Origin of the sequence: Aquimarina addita (assembly GCF_039539305.1) — a bacterium.
Lineage (GTDB): Bacteria > Bacteroidota > Bacteroidia > Flavobacteriales > Flavobacteriaceae > Aquimarina > Aquimarina addita.
Map to the genome: position 1 here is coordinate 17,125 of NZ_BAABCW010000017.1, position 17,946 is coordinate 35,070.

Here is a 17,946-nt window from a genome sequence, read left to right on the forward strand (position 1 = left end):
TGTTTTTTGTTTGATATATAATAAGTTTCTTAAATTTTTCCTTTCTTTAATATGGGAGAAAGCTCCTCTATAGGTATCTCCAGAAAATAATTACCAGAATATGTTGGGCATACCGTGCAATCATCAAAATAAAATTTTATGGAACCTGCATCCACAACAAAATTATTTTTGAAGGCTTCAAATTTGTCTTTAGTGAACTCCCAGCAATCATTAAAAGAATCTTGCCCTCCTATACGTGCTTGTAACTCTTGATTGAGCTTGAACAATAAAAATTGATCACTAGTCTCTTCAAATAAATCATCATAATTGATGAAAGTGCCTGTTTTCAAATCATAATTTAATCCCTTGAACATAAAAGAGTTATGATTTTCTTCGTCATAGTAATTAGTTTTATATAAGAGGACACTTAGCAATTGATCATTTTTAGTGTACACTTTATAATCTATATTCCTTCTCTTTCTTTTAGCATCTTCAAACAAAGGATCGCAAGACAAATCATCATTGTGCAATACTTGTTCAACAGTCTTTTCTGTGCTTAAATAGTTGCTTTCTATAAAAGAATTGAACTTACTGTAAGCCGGGTTGTATTGTTCATCTAAATGAGGATATTTGTAATCAAGAATTAAAGAGTTTTCAGCTTTATAAAATCTTTTAGTGCTGATAAAACTATCAGGTAAATTTTTTCCTTTTTTTTCTAGCCAATAATCTGGCATAGGATGAGAAGAATTATGTAAAATTTGTTTTGTTTCAAAATGTTGATTAGAAACTACAGAACTGGATTTAGTAGTACTCATATTACAAGATATCAAGGTAATAGCTAAGGAAATATACAGTAGGTTTTTCATCTTTAAGAATGTTTAGTAAGTTATTGTCTACTACAAATTTCCATAAAAATAATCATATATTTTTATTTATATTTATAATGTTTTGTATAAAAATATTTTATGCTTCGTCGTATTTGATAGAAAACATATAATTTGATTTATAAAGCCTGTCACAAGGTATGTTTAGAAAACTATCGGTTGCGATATTGAGCTTTTGTTAGTGCCATATTACTTATAAAAAAATTGAAAGGATGAGTAAAATGAGAATAGAAAAGAATTGTGAAATTTATTTTATATAATTTAGCAATCCAACAGGCACTGAGATTATTTGAATAAAAAAATTACATCGAATTCCGCTAAAGAGGTCAGATTTTCTAATTTGTTCGACAGGCATTACCGTAGATTATATGCATATGTTTTTAAAGTTTTAAAAGAACCTGATCTTTCTGAAGAACTGGTTCAGGAAACATTTATAAAGCTTTGGGAAAACTTTGATACGATAAATGATTCTGAGCGATCCATAGAATCCTTTTTAATCGTCACCCTCAAAAATAAGATGATTGATGCCTATAGAAAAAAGCAAACCAGAGAAAAACATACTAACTTATACGCTTCAAATACCAGTGTTGAGGCCCAGATAGATAGGCAATGGGAATTAATACAACGCATTGAAGACATTTATGCCACTCTTGAACAAAAAACGGTTGATATTTTTAAGCTGTCCAGAGATAAAGGATTGACTTATAAAGAAATTTCTAGACAAAAAAATATTTCCATAAAAACTGTAGAACTCCATATTTCAAAGGCTTTAGTAGTATTCAAGAAAGGATTAAAAGATTATTTTTAAGAAAGAAATTAATTTTTTGATAGGGTAACCCTGCTTGAGATACGTCTTATAAGTAATAAACACCTTTTGGTATGGAGCATTTTAAAATCACAGAAGTTGAGCTTTGGGAATACATCTCAAAAAGTGCTGATGCCTCCACTATTCAGAAAGTAGAGAAATGGATGGATTCTTCTGATTTTGACGAAACCTTATTTATTGAAATATCAACGATTCATAACCATACATCAGAACAGAATCCTTCTGTAGAAAATGCTAAACAACGTTTTTTTGATAGTGTCAAACCAAAAAGAGCAATATGGAAAAGTATGCTCAAATATGCTGCTGTATTGGTTGCTATTATCGCTGGAACTTACTTCTATAATACGGTGTTTTCAAATAATCAAATAGTGGTTCAGACAACTTATGGCGAGCAACGAAGTATTAAATTGCCAGATGGCTCCAAAATTAGGTTGAATGCCCTCACCAGATTATCTTATGATGTAGATACCCCAAGAACTTTATTTCTAGAAGGAGAAGCATTTTTTGAAGTAGCAAAAGATACTGTACATCCTTTTACAGTAACTACACCAGATCATATTAAGGTCACAGCTCTGGGAACTAGTTTTAATGTAAGAGCATATATAGATAGTCCTACTACAGAGACAAAATTACTCACGGGTAAAGTTGAAGTAACCTCTGAGACACAGTTTAAAGAAACATTTGTCATGATTCCGGATGATGAGGTTATTTTTTATAAGAGCACTAAAGAAGTGGTGACATCAAAAATGAATCTTAATACGTCCAGGATTGCCTGGAAAGAAGGAAAAATACAATTCGAAAATAAGACCTTTAGCGATATAGCGGTTGACTTAAAAGCTCAATTTGGCAGGCAAATCCGATTTGAAAATAAGGACATTGCCGCTACTAAATTTACAGGGTCTTTTAAAACAACCACGCCAATAGACGAAATTTTTGAAATACTCACAATATCAAAAGACTTTACATATGAACTAAACCAAGAAACTAATGAGTGGATAATCCAATAATAAAAGTGGGAAAACTGGCATTTTCCCACTATACATGTTAAAAAATTCTAATCGCAAAATCAGTATAACTTAACAATATCCAAATTTATGAAAATAAACTTTTTCAGGGTCATATTATGGCCAAAAAATAGTCATAGGAAAACCATTTTTTTGATGAAATTATCCTTCTTTTTTTATATTACTTTTTGTTTTCAACTGCTGGCATTTCATAGTTTTTCTCAAGACAATATTACACTATCTGAAGAGAACAGCTCCTTAAAATCAATTATACACAAGATTGAAGAGCAGACATCTTATAATTTTATTTTAAATAACGATGTGATCGATGTTGATCAAATCTATAGTATCAAGGTTATTGAAAAGGATGTAACAGAAACTATGGCATTGCTTTTTGAGAATTCTTCAATTTCTTATAACATAAAAAAGAACCATATTATTCTTTCTAAATCCAACATTCAAGCTGATAACTATACTATAAATGGAACTGTTACTGATGCAAATACGGGAGAGACGCTTTTAGGTGCCAGTATTAGTATAAAAGATAGTAAACAAGGTGTGTTTACCAATGAATATGGTTTTTATGCTATCACATTACCAAAAGGAACTTATCTTTTTGAAATTTCATATTTGGGATATACAACAAAAGAAGTTAGCATTGAATTAAAAAACAATATCAAACTGAAAATTGAGCTTCAACCATCATTAAGCGAATTATCAGAAATTGTAATAACTTCTAATCAGCATGCTAAAAGTCAGGTGCAGTCCATTCTGGGAGGAACGATTCGTCTAACTGCTTCAGAAATTAAAAAATTACCAGCGTTTTTTGGTGAACCGGATATTGCAAGAGCTGTTTTAACACAGCCAGGAATTAGTAGCGTAGGCGAAGGAACCAGTGGGTTTAATGCTCGAGGAGGAAATATAGATCAAAATCTAATTCTACTCGATGAAGCTCCCCTATATAATACCTCTCATTTATTTGGACTATTTTCTATTTTTAATGCAGATGCAGTAAAGGTTGTGAAATTATATAAAGGAGGTATTCCTGCACGTTTTGGAGGCAGAGCATCATCAGTACTGGAAATTCAACAAATAAATGGAAATTCAAAAAGATTCAAGGGAGAAGGAGGTCTGGGATTATTGTTTTCAAGATTTACAATAGAAGGTCCTATAAAAAAAGATAAAGTAAGTTTTTTAGCTTCTGGGAGAAGATCCTATTTTGATTTGTTTTTTCCTTTGATAAATGATATTCCTGCTGATAAATTCCATTTTTATGACCTAAATACGAAATTGACCTGGAACATCAATAAGAATAATACGCTATATGCTTCAGGTTTTTTTGCTGCTGATGTCATAAAAATTGATCAAGAGGAAGAAGGTGGTGAGGGTGGATCTGATGTTGGGATAGATCTGGGGTGGACTAATGCTACTGCCACAGTACGATGGAATCATATCTTTTCTAGTAAATTGTTTGCTAATATTACAGGTATTTATAGTAAGTATAAGTTTAATATAGGAATAAGAGAGGATTTTAATGAAGAAGAAGATTTTGTAACTACGCTGGAAAGATCTATCGAAAATTGGATTTTTAAACCCGATTTTACTTATTTTTCAAGCCCTGATATGCAGATGAGATTTGGTCTTTCTGGTAATTTATATCAATTTATTCCTAAACTAAGAGGTACTGAAATTAACGAAGTTTATGACAAAGAAAAAGCTCTGGAACTAGGAGCCTATTATAGTGTGGAAAAGCAATGGGATAGATTATCATTAGATGCAGGTTTACGATTTTCCTGGTTTGCGAATTATGGAGAGGATACTATTGCTATCTATAATCCTGATTTTCCACAAACACCAAGCACAATTACAGGGTTTAGAAATGTAAAGAATAATGAAATCTCTAAGAGTTATTTTGGTGTAGAGCCACGGATGTCATTAAAATATGATTTTAATGATCGAAAAGCCTTTAAAATAGGATACAATAGAATGTTTCAATATATCCATTTAATAACCAGCCAGACTATAGCCTTGCCTAATGATGTATGGAAACCTTCAGGTCAGTATATAGAACCCCTAGAAGTCAATCAATTTTCTGCGGGATATGCATACGATACCAAAGATAAGGGCTATAATTTTTCCTTAGAAGGATATTATAAAACATTTGATAATATAGTAGAGTATAAAAATGGAGCTCGGTTAGGAATAAACAATAATTTAGAAACTGAATTAGTTCCTGCAAAAGGTTTTTCTTATGGATTAGAATTAGCAGCTTATAAAAATAAAGGTAGAGTAACTGGAAATGCGAATTATACCTATTCGGTAACAAAACGAAAAACAAAAAGTGCTTTTTCTTCAGAACAGATTAATAATGGTGCTTATTTTTCCTCAGATTACGATAGACCACACTTATTTAATTTGACCGCTAATTACAAATTATCTAAGAAATGGGAGGTAGGAGCTTTTTTTACCTATCAGACAGGAAGACCTACAACCCAGCCCAATGGTAGGTTTACTTTTAATGGAGAATCCTATCTGACCTATGCTGATCGAAATTCATTTAGAATTCCGGATACGCACAGAGCTGACATTTCTTTTACCTATACACCAACAGGTAATCCAAAAACAAATTGGAAAAGCAGCTGGAGCTTTGGTTTATATAATGTGTATGGACATAAAAATGCATTTTCTATTAATTCCGTTTTAGAAGATAACGAACTAGAAACAGGACAGATTTCTTTGATTGGAGCTCCGATTCCATTTATATCTTATAATTTTAAATTTTAGCACAATGAAAAGACTATATATATACATAACAATACTGGTTTCTTTAAGCATATTGACAAGTTGTCTTGATGATCTTACTCAGGATTTTGATTTTGAGTTTGAAGAACAAGTATTTATCTCTGGATTACTTACTAATGAAACCGATTTTGTATCTGTTCAGATTCAAAAAACAGTACCAGTAACCGATACAACTTTTAGTACTGTAAACGATGTACAAATTTTCTTATATAGCAGAGATGCTTCCAATACTGTTTTATTAGTTACAGATTCTTTTACTACAGATAATGGAGATTATATGAGCTCTGAGATGATTACTCCTATAACTGGCAATACTTATTGGATAGAGGCTGTTTTACAAGATCAAACAGTACTTACCTCAGAGGAGGAAATTCTAAAACCTTCTATACCTATTATAAGTATGGTGAAAACCGGAGATATTGTGAGGGTTACAGTTACAGATCAAATCGAAGATGAAAATTTCTATTTAGTCCAATTCGAGGTGCTCAAAGATGGAATATTAATTGATGAATTTTTAGGTGTATTTAATGATAGCTTTGTAACTGACAATTTAGAAGAATTTATTGAGATCGATGGAATAAGAGAGGGTGATACGGTAAGAGCAAGTATTTATAATATAAATTTTAACACGTTTCAGTTTTATGCTAACTTATTAAATAATCTTGATGATGATCTTGTCTTATCATCTTTGTTTACACCAACAAACATCGTTGGTAATATAACTAATACTACAATCAATGAACAAGCACTTGGTAATTTTGGCATAGCAGGATTTAGTTCAATGACCAAAGATTTCTAAGTAATAGACTATTTTCATTGATTTTCTTAAATGAATAATACCCTTTTTATCATAGAACCCATTGATATCTTTGAGCTAACTTGATTTTAGTTGTATTAATTAAACTATATGTAGAGGTATTTACGCACTTTTTTATCTGATTTTATTGTAGACAAACTTTGATAACCAAGGCTAATTGGTTCTTGTACAGATGCGAATATGTAAAAAATAACAGGATATATTATACCATTTAATAAATATAATGAAATGAAAATTATTTAAATTTTGTACGAATTTGATTATAAATAAGTAGGATAAAAAGTTTTATATCCCTTTAAACGATTTATTTTCTCAACTTAAAGAAAGTTAAAGTTTATATTAAAAGTTTCATATTATTTTTATTATTTTTAACAAATATTTAAAACCTAACTTTTATATATAAACCGATTAAAAATCATTTTATTATAATTTTAAATTAGAAAACATGTTATTAGCCAACTCATTAAAGTTACAGTTCTCATTTTGGAGGACAAAATTAAGTGCATTTGCACTATTTTTTATGACCATTGTCTCGGCACAAACCAGTCTGGAATTAAAATCCAGTATCGATAGGGTACAACCGATGACTGGTATTGTTTTTTGGGCAGAAAATTCTGGAGATTTAAGTACATTAGGTAATAAAGTACAGCTGGAGTATTCTTATTTAGTATATTCAGATGTAGTACAAAACAGAGGTCAATATAATTGGGGAGTAGTTGATGATTTATTAAGTACCGCAGCGAGTAGAGGCAGACAAGTCATTTTAAGATTTAGATATACTTATCCTGGAGTCACTTCTCGATCAGTGCCACAATATATTCTTAATAGTAGTGGGTATAATAACCGTACAGCAAGTGTTGAAGGTTCTAATACCTTTATCCCGGATTGGTCTAGCCAGGAATTACAGGATTTTACCTTAGAATTTTTCACCAATTTTGCAGCACGTTATGATAATGATCCTCGTTTAGCATTTGTACAAGTAGGATTTGGATCATATTCAGAATATCACTTATATGATGGACCTTTTGCATTTGGAGATACATTTCCAACAAAAGCATACCAAACTACTTTTTTAAATCATATAAATAGTGTATTTAATAATACACAATGGACTATCTCTATAGACGCAGCTGATAGTAGTACGTCTCCACTTGCTGCGAGCGCTTCATTGAGAAATTTAAATTTTGGATTGTTTGATGATTCCTTTTTACATAGTCAGCATTCTCAGAATAATAATGAATATAACAGAGCATCCTGGTTAACATTTGGAGCGACACGTGCAAACACAAAAGTGGCGGGCGGTGAGTTTAGTTATTATAGCGATTATGATCAGGAGCATGTATTGGATTTACCTAATGGACCCCATGGTACCAGTTTTGAGGAAATGGCAGCATTATATGATATAACTTATATGATTGGAAATGATCAGCTAAGTGTGGGACAAAGTGCTTCTAGAATAGAAGATGCGGGAATGAACATTGGATATCATTTTGAAGTAACTTCATATACTTCAAACGGCAATAGCACTAGTGTAACGATCAAAAATAATGGACTTGCTCCTATTTATTATGATGCTTATCCTACTGTAGGAGGAACACGTTCTGGGACTAGCTTAAAAGGTTTGATTTCTGGTCAGAGTAGAAATTTTACAATTAATGACCTTCCAGATGGAGCCGGACTTTCTATAGAATCAGATCGTCTCGTATCTGGTCAGGAGATACAATATGATGCAGATTTAGATGGTGGAACAGTAGTAGGAGGTGGGGATCCGATTGTTACTATCCAGAAGCGCAATGCTACCGGGTATGCGATTGATGGTGGTAATGGAGGAGCAAATAGACAAGATGTTTATCTGTGGAGTTATGACCCTACTAATCCAAATCAACAATGGGTAGAAATAGATCGAGGCAATGGATATTATTCCTATCAAAAACAAGGTACTAATTATTGTATAGATGGTAATAGAGGAGGGGCTAATAAACAAAATGTATATTTATGGACTTGTGGTGAAAATAATTACAATCAACACTGGGAAAAGGTTAGTGCTGGTGGAGGTTCATATAAGTTAATAAAGCGTAATGCTTCTGGTTTTACTCTTGATGGAGGTTCTGGAGGTAAAGATGGACAAACTGTGCAGTTATGGAATTCTTCAGTTACACATCAAAACTTGAATTGGATAATCACACCAATAACTGAGGCAAAAACTGCAGGAGAGTTAAATAGTTCTAAGAATGCTGATATATCGGTTTATCCAGTGCCTGTTACTAATGAGTTGAATATTAACTTAGACGTTTATGAAGACTTTCTTCAATTAAAAATTATTGACGTAACAGGAAAAACCATAATGGAAGAAGCTTCAATTACGAGCAACAAAATCACTTTAGATACTAGTACATTATCTAGTGGGCTCTATATATTAAAAGCATTTAAAGCTGATGGTAACCAGCAAAATATGCAATTCGTAAAATAATTGCTATAATTTGTGGGTTGAAAATAAATAAAAAAAAGGATATGGAGGTTATGAGTCTCCATATCCTTTTTTATTGTATTTGCTTTAATGATTTCTTAATTCTATATATTTCTCCAAATTTGTTAACCAAGTTAGATTCCGGTTTTTGAATTTACGGTGCTTAGAGGAGATAAATTCCTTCATTGTATTTAAAATTCATAATATCAATATTTATTACACCTGTATTTTATCCAAAGACCCTTTTACTACTCTATCTTTAAAATGAATTTTAACAAGAGCAGCATATGTTTTGATTTCCGTATCTAAAATAGGTAGGCTATGCGAGTAAGTTTAAAAAATCATTTTTGTAAAACGTGATAGCAAGGTCGATTACTGATTCAGTTATATTGTGATGCATAGACATATTAGTCACTATTTCATTCTCCAGTCGTATCAATATAACTAACTACGCTTTTTAATAAATTATCTTTTTTCTACCTTTTCGAAACAAACTATAATGTCACTTCTTACAGTGAACTATAAAACATTCTGTAGTATAACGATGCTACAAACAGTCTAAACGTGTTTGTTCTCTTTTCTTGCAGACCTTTTGATAAGCAGTTTTTCCTAATTATTTATTAAACGTGATTTGTACCATAGTAAATGTAATCTGTAACACGATTCTGGCGACATATTCTTATATCTTTGTATATGTCAAATTGTTAGACACGTATGATCTGGGGGAACAATGTAAAAATAACCCTTAAAGTTATATTAATGTGAATAGTGCCAAAGCCAAAAGTAGATAACAATTTAAAAATGGAAAAAACAACGAACTATATTGAGGTAAAGAAGTTCTCAGAGAAAGCGAAAGACATCATCGGGAAGACTTTTATCCATGTAAGTGATGAATATCAAATTTTATTTATCAAATCAGGAATATTATCTATAAGAATAGGTGAAAAATTATATGAAGCATCAAATAAAACGATACTTTTTTTTCCACCAGGACAAACTTCAAAAATCGAGTATATAAGTAAGTATTTTGAAGGTCTTAGTTTGGTCTTTGACACAGATTACTTTCTATTGTGTTTAAAAAACCAAGTGAAATTGTGTTTCTATCCTTTTTTTCAACTCAATAGTTTACCACTTCTCAAGTTATCCAGTTCACAATGGATGAAGCTTTTAGGAATCGTAGAAAAAATATCCTTTGAAGTAAATAATCGAGAATCTTGGAACGATGATTTATTGTGCAGATTATATCTCAATGTTCTCTTAATTGAAATAGAACGTCTTACAAAGCTAAGGAAAGACGAACAACATAGTTCTCTATCGCGAAAGCGTTTAATAACATCGCGATTTAAGAAATTGGTCGAGAAGAATTTTATGCAAGTGAGAAAAGTTGCTGATTATGCTGATAAACTTTTTATATCTCCGACTTATCTTAATGATACAGTGAAGGGAGTTACAGGGCAGTCTGCAAGCGAAATAATACAAGATAGAATCATATTGGAAATAAAGGCTAAATTAATTCAGACAGAGGATACAGTGAGTCAAATAGCCTTAAAAATGGAATATCAGGACACCTCCTATTTTTGTCGATTTTTCAAGAAAAATACTGGGGTTAGCCCACAAATTTATCGTGAAACAAATCATTTACAAACAATTTAGAAATAAATTTTTGTCAGATGTAAAGACCGGATGATATATCAGAACTTTGATACATAAATACCATAAAAACAATGAACGAAACACGGAACACTTTAAACGTTCATCTGCTTAATACAGCAGAACTTAAAAATTTAAAATTTGAACTTGTGAATTTAGAATACTCTGCGGCATTAATAGATTCAACAGGTTATGAGATAGTAAAAGGTTATGGTGAATCCATTGAAGACGCTATGAATGATTTACACCATAACCTGCTCTAGATAAAAAATCAAAATGGCAGACCGAAGAAAGTTTATAAAACAAAGTTTATGTGCGTCAGGAGTAGTTATAATGCCCTTGTCGTTATCAGCTTTTCAAAAAATAGATAAAATGACAAAAGAAACTAAATTTGATGTATTAATTATAGGTGGAAGTTATGCTGGACTTTCGACAGCAATGGCACTGGGAAGATCATTAAGAAGCGTATTAATTATTGACGCAGGAAACCCTTGCAATGAGCAAACTCCACATTCTCATAATTTTATCACGCAAGATGGTGCTACCCCCGCATCTATTTCAGCTAAAGCAAAAGAACAGGTCCTGGAGTATCCAACGGTACAGTTTTTAAAGGATTTTGCAGTACAAGGACAAAAAACGAAAGATGGTTTTGAAATTACAACGCAATCCGGTCAATCTTTTCAGAGTAGAAAACTTGTCTTCGCTACTGGTATAAAGGATGTTCTACCGCAAATAGATGGCTTTGCAAAATGCTGGGGAATCACCGTAGTACATTGTCCCTATTGCCACGGCTATGAAGTACGGAAAGTGAAAACGGGTATTCTGGCCAATGGGGATAGTGCTTTTGAAACTGCAAAGTTGATTTCAAATTGGACGGACGAGTTATCCATTTATACCAATGGAAAATCTGAACTGAGTGAGGACCAAGTTAATGAACTCAACCAAAACAATATCGTCGTAATTGAAAAGCCTATTGCTTCTATTGAGCATACAAAAGGTTATATTGAAAAACTAAAATTCAGAGATGGTACTAAGGAACCTCTAAAGGCACTTTATGCACGTGTCTCCTTTGAGCAGCATTCGGCTATACCTTCGGCACTGGGATGTCAACTCAACGAGCAAGGATTTATTGAAGTCGATATGTTTCAAAAAACATCAATTCCCGGTGTGTTCGCCTGTGGGGATAACACCACATTTATACGTTCGGTTGCTCAAGCGGTATATGCTGGAAATCTATCGGGTGGTGCTTCTAATATGGAAATGATACAGGAAGATTGGATAGGTAATTAATATTAGAATTGATAGTTTTAAGTATTATTAACCGATTTTAGATCTGTTTTATCAATGCTTTTTCAAATCGGTTTGAAATATATAAGTAACAATCTCTAATTTTGTAAAAAAAGGGATATGGAAAATTTGACCGAATTTTATAAGAACAAAGGATTGGCAACAGATAGGTTTCAGCCTTCAGAAATTGGGCATTTTAATGTATTTGACCTTGAAAAAAGTTTGAGCCCTGATGCCAAACCCGTTAGTTACACAAGAAGGGACTTCTATAAAATTACATTGATACGTGGCAAACATACCTTTCATTATGCCGATAGAAGTATTGAGACTCATAGAAGTACGTTGATGTTCTTTAATCCACAAGTTCCTTATTCCTTTGTACAAGGTAGTGGGGAATGTTCAGGAAAATTTTTGATTTTTAAAGAGGAATTTCTTTTGAATTCTATACATAAAAGCCCTTCTAATCTGCCAGTTTTCAGTATTGACGGGCATCCCAATTTTGAATTGACACGAGAACAAGACAACTACATAAGTCAGGTTTTTGAGCAAATCACAACAGAAATAGACTCTACATACCACTATAAGTATGAAGTAATAAAAAGTAAAGTTTCAGATATCATCCATTACGCCCTAAAATTACAACCTACCAGAATAAGAGCCACCAAATTAGATGCGAGCACACGAATAACAATCATCTTTAAAGAAGCATTAGAACGTCAGTTTCCAATAGAATCAACGAATTATTGCATCACCGAAAAAACTCCAAGAGACTTCGCAGACAAGCTTTCGATTCATGTGAATTCGTTAAATCGGGCGGTTAAAAAAACAACAGGTAAAACTACGACACAACTTATCGCAGAGCGTATTGTTTCTGAAGCTCATATTTTACTTCGACTTACCGATTGGTCAATTTCTGAAATAGCTTATTCATTGGGCTTTGATGAACCTGCCCATTTCACCACATTTTTTAAGAAGCAGACAGCCACAACGCCTACGTCCATTCGTCAGGAAGTATAAGTCAAAAAGTACTCTTTCGCAAAAGCGTAAAACCTTCACCATTGTTTGAATTATATAAGTGTCGGTTTGATTGACATACGAGAATAGGCGCTTGACAACCGTAATTTTGTTTGAGACAAAAAGTAGTAATCTTAAATAAAATTGGTATGAGTAAAGTATGGTTCGTTACAGGTGCATCAAAAGGATTGGGCTTAAACCTGGTTGAGAAATTACTGAAATCCGGACATAAAGTTGCGGCAACTTCAAGAAATAAAAAGCAGCTAACCGAAAAAGTTTCTGAAAATAGTGATAATTTTTTGCCCTTAGCAATGGATTTAACCGATGAAAACGATGTAAAAAGCACCATTGGCAAAGTGTTAAGCTATTTCGGTGGTATAGACGTTGTAGTCAACAATGCAGGCTATGGATTAGGCGGTGCGATTGAAGAATTACAGCACGATGAAGTGCATCAAAATTTTGATGTAAATGTTTACGGTTCTCTGCACGTAATCAGGAATATACTTCCTGGTATGCGAGAAAGAGGTTCTGGGCATATAATGAACATCGCATCCATAGGTGGGTTTGTAGCAACGTTCCCTGGATATGGTATTTATTGCGCAACAAAATTTGCTGTACAGGGCTTCAGCGAAGCTTTAGAAGCTGAAGTAAAGCCCCTGGGTATTCACGTGACTTGTGTTTCCCCAGGATATTTTAGAACAGAATTCCTCAGTAGTGATTCAATGCAAACAGGTGAGCGTACCATCGATGTTTATGAATTTGCAAGAGAAACGGTCAGGGTTCACGCTCAGGACATTCATGGCAATCAAGCTGGCGATCCAGCAAAGGCAGCTGATGTATTTATAAAACTTTCAAAGATGGATAATCCACCTACGCATCTCTATTTAGGCAGTGACGCTTACGAATTTGTAAATCAAAAAATAGCTAATCTTCAGGAAATGATGGAAGCCCATAAATCACTCGGTGTTTCCACAGATTTTGAAAATGTAAATGCTTCTTAATCCTATCATTTTGAGAAGAGCTATTTTATAAGAGATTGTATACCAAGTGGAATAGCTCTTTTCTCATTTAAAAAAATCTAAATGAATCAAAATGGATTTTAATAATAGAATGATTATAGGTCTTTTGATAATAATGGCTTCGTATACAGGGTGTAAAAGCCAAGTTGAAAAAGAAATAAATAGCGAAAAAATGGAAACAATTGAAGAAACAAAAGAATATATCGGAATGTGGGTAACGGAAGATAATCACGTACGCCACAACTTATTGCCCAATGGACGTTATGATGAAGCTCGTGGCAATACAGAAAGTGCCTACCAAGGTAAATATTGGGTAAAGAGAAACCATATTGATTATAAGGATGATACAGGCTTTACTGCAGATGGGGATTTTAAAGATGGTATACTCTATCACGGTGGAATGATATTGTATAAAAAAGAAGATTAAAATTGGGAAGTATGAATACAAAGGCAATTATGGTAATACTAGCGTTGGCTCTCTTCTCTTGCAAGGAAAAAAATGCAAACATTATTGAAAAAACGAATGAAAATAACTTGGTAGAAAATAAAGTTTCAAGAAATTACAAGATAGTTCAAAAAGCGGCCCAGGGTTGGATTTCTGGCAAAGGTAGTTTCTTTGACTTATTGGATGAAGATATGGTTTGGCGAGTTATAGGCAATGCGCCTTATTCAGGCGTATATAAAGGTAAGAAGGAATTTATAGAGAAAGCGGTTATACCTATAAATGATTTCCTTTCTACAAGTCTACAACCAGAATTTATTGATATCAATGCATCAGAAGATATTGTTTGGTTTCAATGGAAAGGTACAGCAAAGACTATTGATGGACAAGATTATATCAATGAATATGCCTGGAAATTAAAATTAGATGATGCCGGTAAAATAGTTCAGGTTGATGCCTTTTTGGATACGTATACATTAGCAAAATTGGTTGAATAAGCATAACCTAAGTAAATAACGCATAAAATTTCAAGGAAAGATACTGGATATATCCTCAATCCGTGCATCACCACTCGGTCATGCATAGAATTAACTATGATCAGTCAACTAATAACATCGTACTCTTAATTTGCTATTAAATAGTAGAGTCCCAACGAAGCGTCTTTTACTGAATTCCAATTAAAATATATTTTTTTAACCTTTGAGGCGTTATTTTTTAATTTTTAATACTGTTGTTTCTATAATGGTATTTAGTTTATCTGGATTCTCAATCATTGGATAATGGCAAGTCCCTTCCATAGTATGCAATTCATAATTATCACCAAGATGTTTTTTAAGACTTTCTTCATTAGTAGGTGCATAGTTCACGTGAATGGAATACAGCTTTAATTTCAGGCTTTTTAAAAGTTCTGTTTCACGCTGTGGATAACTAAAACCATACTCAAGTAAGGGAATGCCGATTTCGGGATTCATTTCTTTATAATCTGTCAATAATCTTGAAACAATTTTAGGATCTGTAGCTTCAGTCAATAATGCTTGCTTGGCGAATTGCTGACAAGTATTCTCAAAGTTGGCATTTAAGCCTTGTACCAATTGGTCAATGACCTGTTGGGGCAATTCTATCCCTACGTTCTTCATATGGTCGATTTCAATTAGACCAATAATATTAGCATCATTTACAGCAACAGTCTCAAGCATAACGTCTGATCCGAAAGAGTGTCCTATGATGATGACATTTTGTAATGCTAATTCTTGAATAAATTGGTTGATATCCTTACCAAATCTCGGACCTGTCCAATCCTCTTTATTATGAGTAGATTTTCCGTGACCTGGCAAATCGACCGCTATAACACGATAGTTTTTTGAGAAATAAGATAATTGCTCATTCCAATATTCCTTATTGATGAAAGCACCGTGAAGAAATAACAGTGTTGTGTTTCCTTTTTCATTGTCAAAGTATGCTAAGCTTTCACCATTAATATCAATTCTTTTTGTTTTGTCCATAGTGAAATTATTTTTTTGATGTTCGTAAGTTTTGGATTTTGAAGTTTGTGCATAAGATTGCATAAAAATTATAGGTACGATTAGGTTCAGTAGGATTCGTTCTAGTTTCATCTGTTAATCTTTGTTTTTTTAATAATTAGATTGAATTAGCCAATAACCATCTTGGAGGGAATCAAGATTTGTTATGGCACATTTCATAAGTTTGTATTTATATGAATATTTATTCATTAAAGAATCAAATTTTTTTACATTTTAATGGCATTCCAACATAAAGAGAACGATTCATCAATAGATTTCTCGCTTAAACATCCATTGCGATCGTTCACAATATGTGTTGAAAAGCTTCTCACAAAACCAATGATTAAGGAAATAAGCATATCATTATCTAAATTCTTAATTAAATTTTCTGATTTTCCTTGTTCGAGTATTTGTTTTAAATAATTTTTAAATCCAATATCTATTTTTTTATTAGACTCCGAAATGTATGGGGAAATTACAAATTGTTCTAGAAACACTATTCTTAAATTGTTGTCAACAAGACGTTCTAAAGCAATTTTCCACATTTTGTATAGTTGAATATTAATCGCTAAATGATGTATATCTTGTATAATGGCAGGAGCACTCTCATTCTGTAATTTGAAATATAATGCATTTAATAACTCTTCTTTATTTTTAAAATAAATATAAAGAGTACCTGTTGCTATGGATGCTTCTTTTGCAATACTAGACATTTTTAAACCGGCAATTCCAACTTTTCCGGTAAGTTGAAGTGTTGCGTCAAAAATTTGATGTAAACGTTTTGTTTTGGAGTCAGACATATTCAAAAATATGAATAAATATTCATAAATTAAAATAATTGAATGCTTAATATGGTTTGTTAATTGTAAATTGTTTTGAATATATCTAATCATGGTAGTATTATTAGATGTGATATTCACGATAACCTCCTTACTTTAATTAAGTTTATTTCTTTTATGATTTAGTAATTACTCTGGTATAGTGAACTGTAAGTCCCAAATATTGTATAATGCGGGATCTTATTATTTGTTGAGTGAATTGATATATTTTGTAATTAATTGTATGCCATCATCGTGATTAAGTGTTGTTCCTATTTTAGGCATGTGCAGTTCACCAGAAATATTTATCCTGCTAAGGATTTGTGCTGACTTTTTAGCTATGCCGCTGTTATCAAATGGAATGTTCAAACGCAAATCCATCTGAACATGGTAGGCATTTCCTTCGCTATTATGGCAATGAGCACAGTTTATATCAAAATATGCCCGAGCTCTTTTGTTATAATCTAAGTTTACATCCGAATAGTCTGGAGTAGTTAATATGTTCTTCTCAGATATTTCTAGCTTGTTTTGATTTTTGAAATATTCAAGTTGATTGATAAAGTGTTTATTTCTTAATATATCAATATTAAGGTTTCTGATTTTAGGACCTAATGGTGACAAACTTCCATTTTGTTTATGACAAGTAGCACAATCAGTACTTGACGGAATTTGGTAAGAAGTACTTCTCTTATTTCCGAAATTGTCGATAAAAGTAATTGGAACACTTTCTCTATTTTTACTAAGAAATGCTTCATCTTGTTGCATATTCCACCGATATGTTGCAGCGTTCCATACCGAATTGTTTTTTATAAGTAATCTGGTTTCTATTATTTTTTGTTTCACATCCTGATGATTCATGTGATTTTTGTAGAAAAACGTTTTAACAATTATAGTGCCATTAGGAAAATCGGGAAGCTCACTGTTTGTAGCAATGATTTTTTTTCCTTTTGGTAATAGAATCATTCGTTGCTTATCCGCGTAATCTGTAAAAAGTTCTGATGATAGTTCATAAATGTCTAATGCTGATGTAGGTTTTAAATCTGATGGCGTACCTTTAAAGAAATTATAATCACTAAGCTTTTCATTGAATACAATAGTTTCTTCAATAGAAGTGTATTTGCTTTTATTACGGAATAACATTGTACATAATAAGACTAAGATGATGATAAGTAAAACCCAATGTGATTTTTTTAGATACATACAGTGTTTTCGTATAATTTGTTTTGTCAAATTAAATTATGATGTAAATCATTGATGGCTTCTTCCATTGAATTTCCATAACCTTTCAGAATCTCTGCCCCTTGGAGATCAGTAAGAGTTACTATATATTCAGAATTTAGAACTTCCATTTTTAAATAATCTAAATCATAGAGATTTATGAAACAAGTGGTTTTAGCGTTTATTAATTCATTCATAT

Annotated in this window: 17 protein-coding genes; 12 read left to right on the forward strand and 5 right to left on the reverse strand. The window is 32.3% G+C overall.

Annotated elements, in window-relative coordinates; genetic code table 11:
- Nucleotides 1–29: 29 nt before the first annotated feature.
- Complete coding sequence (locus ABD816_RS17005) at nt 30–845, reverse strand: DUF3298 domain-containing protein (protein WP_344929425.1); 816 nt, start codon at nt 843–845, stop codon at nt 30–32.
- A gap of 307 nt (nt 846–1,152) precedes the next feature.
- On the opposite strand from ABD816_RS17005, the gene ABD816_RS17010 reads away from it, so the two are divergent.
- From ABD816_RS17010 to ABD816_RS17065, 12 genes are all read left to right on the forward strand, one after another.
- Nucleotides 1,153–1,671, forward strand: coding sequence for a sigma-70 family RNA polymerase sigma factor (locus ABD816_RS17010; RefSeq protein WP_344929428.1), 519 nt, complete (start codon nt 1,153–1,155; stop codon nt 1,669–1,671).
- A 71-nt stretch (nt 1,672–1,742) separates the two neighbouring features.
- The gene (locus ABD816_RS17015) at nt 1,743–2,696 is read left to right on the forward strand and encodes a FecR family protein (RefSeq protein ID WP_344929430.1); all 954 of its coding nucleotides are present in this window, start codon (nt 1,743–1,745) and stop codon (nt 2,694–2,696) included.
- A gap of 153 nt (nt 2,697–2,849) precedes the next feature.
- Nucleotides 2,850–5,477, forward strand: a complete 2,628-nt coding sequence (locus ABD816_RS17020; RefSeq protein WP_344929431.1) for a carboxypeptidase-like regulatory domain-containing protein — start codon at nt 2,850–2,852, stop codon at nt 5,475–5,477.
- A gap of 4 nt (nt 5,478–5,481) precedes the next feature.
- Entirely contained in the window at nt 5,482–6,294 is an 813-nt protein-coding gene (locus ABD816_RS17025; RefSeq protein WP_344929433.1) for a DUF4249 family protein, read from the forward strand.
- A gap of 463 nt (nt 6,295–6,757) precedes the next feature.
- Nucleotides 6,758–8,782, forward strand: a complete 2,025-nt coding sequence (locus tag ABD816_RS17030; RefSeq protein WP_344929435.1) for a T9SS type A sorting domain-containing protein — start codon at nt 6,758–6,760, stop codon at nt 8,780–8,782.
- Nucleotides 8,783–9,580: 798 nt separating this feature from the next.
- Nucleotides 9,581–10,432, forward strand: coding sequence for a helix-turn-helix domain-containing protein (locus ABD816_RS17035; protein ID WP_344929438.1), 852 nt, complete (start codon nt 9,581–9,583; stop codon nt 10,430–10,432).
- A gap of 71 nt (nt 10,433–10,503) precedes the next feature.
- Nucleotides 10,504–10,692, forward strand: coding sequence for a hypothetical protein (locus ABD816_RS17040; RefSeq protein WP_344929440.1), 189 nt, complete (start codon nt 10,504–10,506; stop codon nt 10,690–10,692).
- Nucleotides 10,693–10,705: 13 nt separating this feature from the next.
- Nucleotides 10,706–11,719 carry an NAD(P)/FAD-dependent oxidoreductase gene (locus ABD816_RS17045; RefSeq protein ID WP_344929441.1) on the forward strand — a complete coding sequence of 338 codons (1,014 nt, stop codon included), beginning with the start codon at nt 10,706–10,708 and terminating at the stop codon, nt 11,717–11,719.
- Between the two features lie 117 nt (nt 11,720–11,836).
- The gene (locus ABD816_RS17050) at nt 11,837–12,733 is read left to right on the forward strand and encodes a helix-turn-helix domain-containing protein (RefSeq protein WP_344929443.1); all 897 of its coding nucleotides are present in this window, start codon (nt 11,837–11,839) and stop codon (nt 12,731–12,733) included.
- 146 nt (nt 12,734–12,879) lie between these two features.
- Nucleotides 12,880–13,731 (forward strand): oxidoreductase, encoded by an 852-nt coding sequence (locus tag ABD816_RS17055; protein ID WP_344929444.1) that lies wholly within the window; start codon nt 12,880–12,882, stop codon nt 13,729–13,731.
- A gap of 190 nt (nt 13,732–13,921) precedes the next feature.
- Nucleotides 13,922–14,176, forward strand: coding sequence for an Atu4866 domain-containing protein (locus ABD816_RS17060; RefSeq protein WP_344929445.1), 255 nt, complete (start codon nt 13,922–13,924; stop codon nt 14,174–14,176).
- An 11-nt stretch (nt 14,177–14,187) separates the two neighbouring features.
- A complete protein-coding gene (locus ABD816_RS17065) occupies nt 14,188–14,688 on the forward strand; it encodes a nuclear transport factor 2 family protein (RefSeq protein WP_344929446.1) in 501 nt (166 codons plus the stop codon).
- 210 nt (nt 14,689–14,898) lie between these two features.
- On the opposite strand, the gene ABD816_RS17070 is transcribed toward ABD816_RS17065, so the two are convergent.
- From ABD816_RS17070 to ABD816_RS17085, 4 genes are all read right to left on the reverse strand, one after another.
- Complete coding sequence (locus ABD816_RS17070) at nt 14,899–15,804, reverse strand: alpha/beta fold hydrolase (protein ID WP_344929448.1); 906 nt, start codon at nt 15,802–15,804, stop codon at nt 14,899–14,901.
- Nucleotides 15,805–15,938: 134 nt separating this feature from the next.
- Complete coding sequence (locus ABD816_RS17075) at nt 15,939–16,511, reverse strand: TetR/AcrR family transcriptional regulator (RefSeq protein WP_344929449.1); 573 nt, start codon at nt 16,509–16,511, stop codon at nt 15,939–15,941.
- A gap of 222 nt (nt 16,512–16,733) precedes the next feature.
- On the reverse strand, nt 16,734–17,729 hold the full coding sequence (locus ABD816_RS17080; protein WP_344929451.1) for a hypothetical protein: 996 nt from the start codon (nt 17,727–17,729) through the stop codon (nt 16,734–16,736).
- A 26-nt stretch (nt 17,730–17,755) separates the two neighbouring features.
- The gene (locus ABD816_RS17085; protein ID WP_344929453.1) at nt 17,756–17,944 is read right to left on the reverse strand and encodes a hypothetical protein; all 189 of its coding nucleotides are present in this window, start codon (nt 17,942–17,944) and stop codon (nt 17,756–17,758) included.
- Nucleotides 17,945–17,946: the final 2 nt, after the last annotated feature.

Excerpts from the sequence above, each read along its gene's own strand:
- ABD816_RS17060 (WP_344929445.1), top strand. The coding sequence starts at position 13,922 with ATGGAAACAATTGAAGAAACAAAAGAATATATCGGAATGTGGGTAACG.
- ABD816_RS17040 (WP_344929440.1), top strand. The coding sequence starts at position 10,504 with ATGAACGAAACACGGAACACTTTAAACGTTCATCTGCTTAATACAGCA.
- ABD816_RS17050 (WP_344929443.1), top strand. The coding sequence starts at position 11,837 with ATGGAAAATTTGACCGAATTTTATAAGAACAAAGGATTGGCAACAGAT.
- ABD816_RS17035 (WP_344929438.1), top strand. The coding sequence starts at position 9,581 with ATGGAAAAAACAACGAACTATATTGAGGTAAAGAAGTTCTCAGAGAAA.
- ABD816_RS17005 (WP_344929425.1), bottom strand. The coding sequence starts at position 845 with ATGAAAAACCTACTGTATATTTCCTTAGCTATTACCTTGATATCTTGT.
- ABD816_RS17045 (WP_344929441.1), top strand. The coding sequence starts at position 10,706 with ATGGCAGACCGAAGAAAGTTTATAAAACAAAGTTTATGTGCGTCAGGA.
- ABD816_RS17085 (WP_344929453.1), bottom strand. The coding sequence starts at position 17,944 with ATGAATGAATTAATAAACGCTAAAACCACTTGTTTCATAAATCTCTAT.
- ABD816_RS17075 (WP_344929449.1), bottom strand. The coding sequence starts at position 16,511 with ATGTCTGACTCCAAAACAAAACGTTTACATCAAATTTTTGACGCAACA.
- ABD816_RS17065 (WP_344929446.1), top strand. The coding sequence starts at position 14,188 with ATGAATACAAAGGCAATTATGGTAATACTAGCGTTGGCTCTCTTCTCT.
- ABD816_RS17015 (WP_344929430.1), top strand. The coding sequence starts at position 1,743 with ATGGAGCATTTTAAAATCACAGAAGTTGAGCTTTGGGAATACATCTCA.
- ABD816_RS17070 (WP_344929448.1), bottom strand. The coding sequence starts at position 15,804 with ATGAAACTAGAACGAATCCTACTGAACCTAATCGTACCTATAATTTTT.
- ABD816_RS17080 (WP_344929451.1), bottom strand. The coding sequence starts at position 17,729 with ATGTATCTAAAAAAATCACATTGGGTTTTACTTATCATCATCTTAGTC.
- ABD816_RS17055 (WP_344929444.1), top strand. The coding sequence starts at position 12,880 with ATGAGTAAAGTATGGTTCGTTACAGGTGCATCAAAAGGATTGGGCTTA.
- ABD816_RS17030 (WP_344929435.1), top strand. The coding sequence starts at position 6,758 with ATGTTATTAGCCAACTCATTAAAGTTACAGTTCTCATTTTGGAGGACA.
- ABD816_RS17020 (WP_344929431.1), top strand. The coding sequence starts at position 2,850 with ATGAAATTATCCTTCTTTTTTTATATTACTTTTTGTTTTCAACTGCTG.
- ABD816_RS17025 (WP_344929433.1), top strand. The coding sequence starts at position 5,482 with ATGAAAAGACTATATATATACATAACAATACTGGTTTCTTTAAGCATA.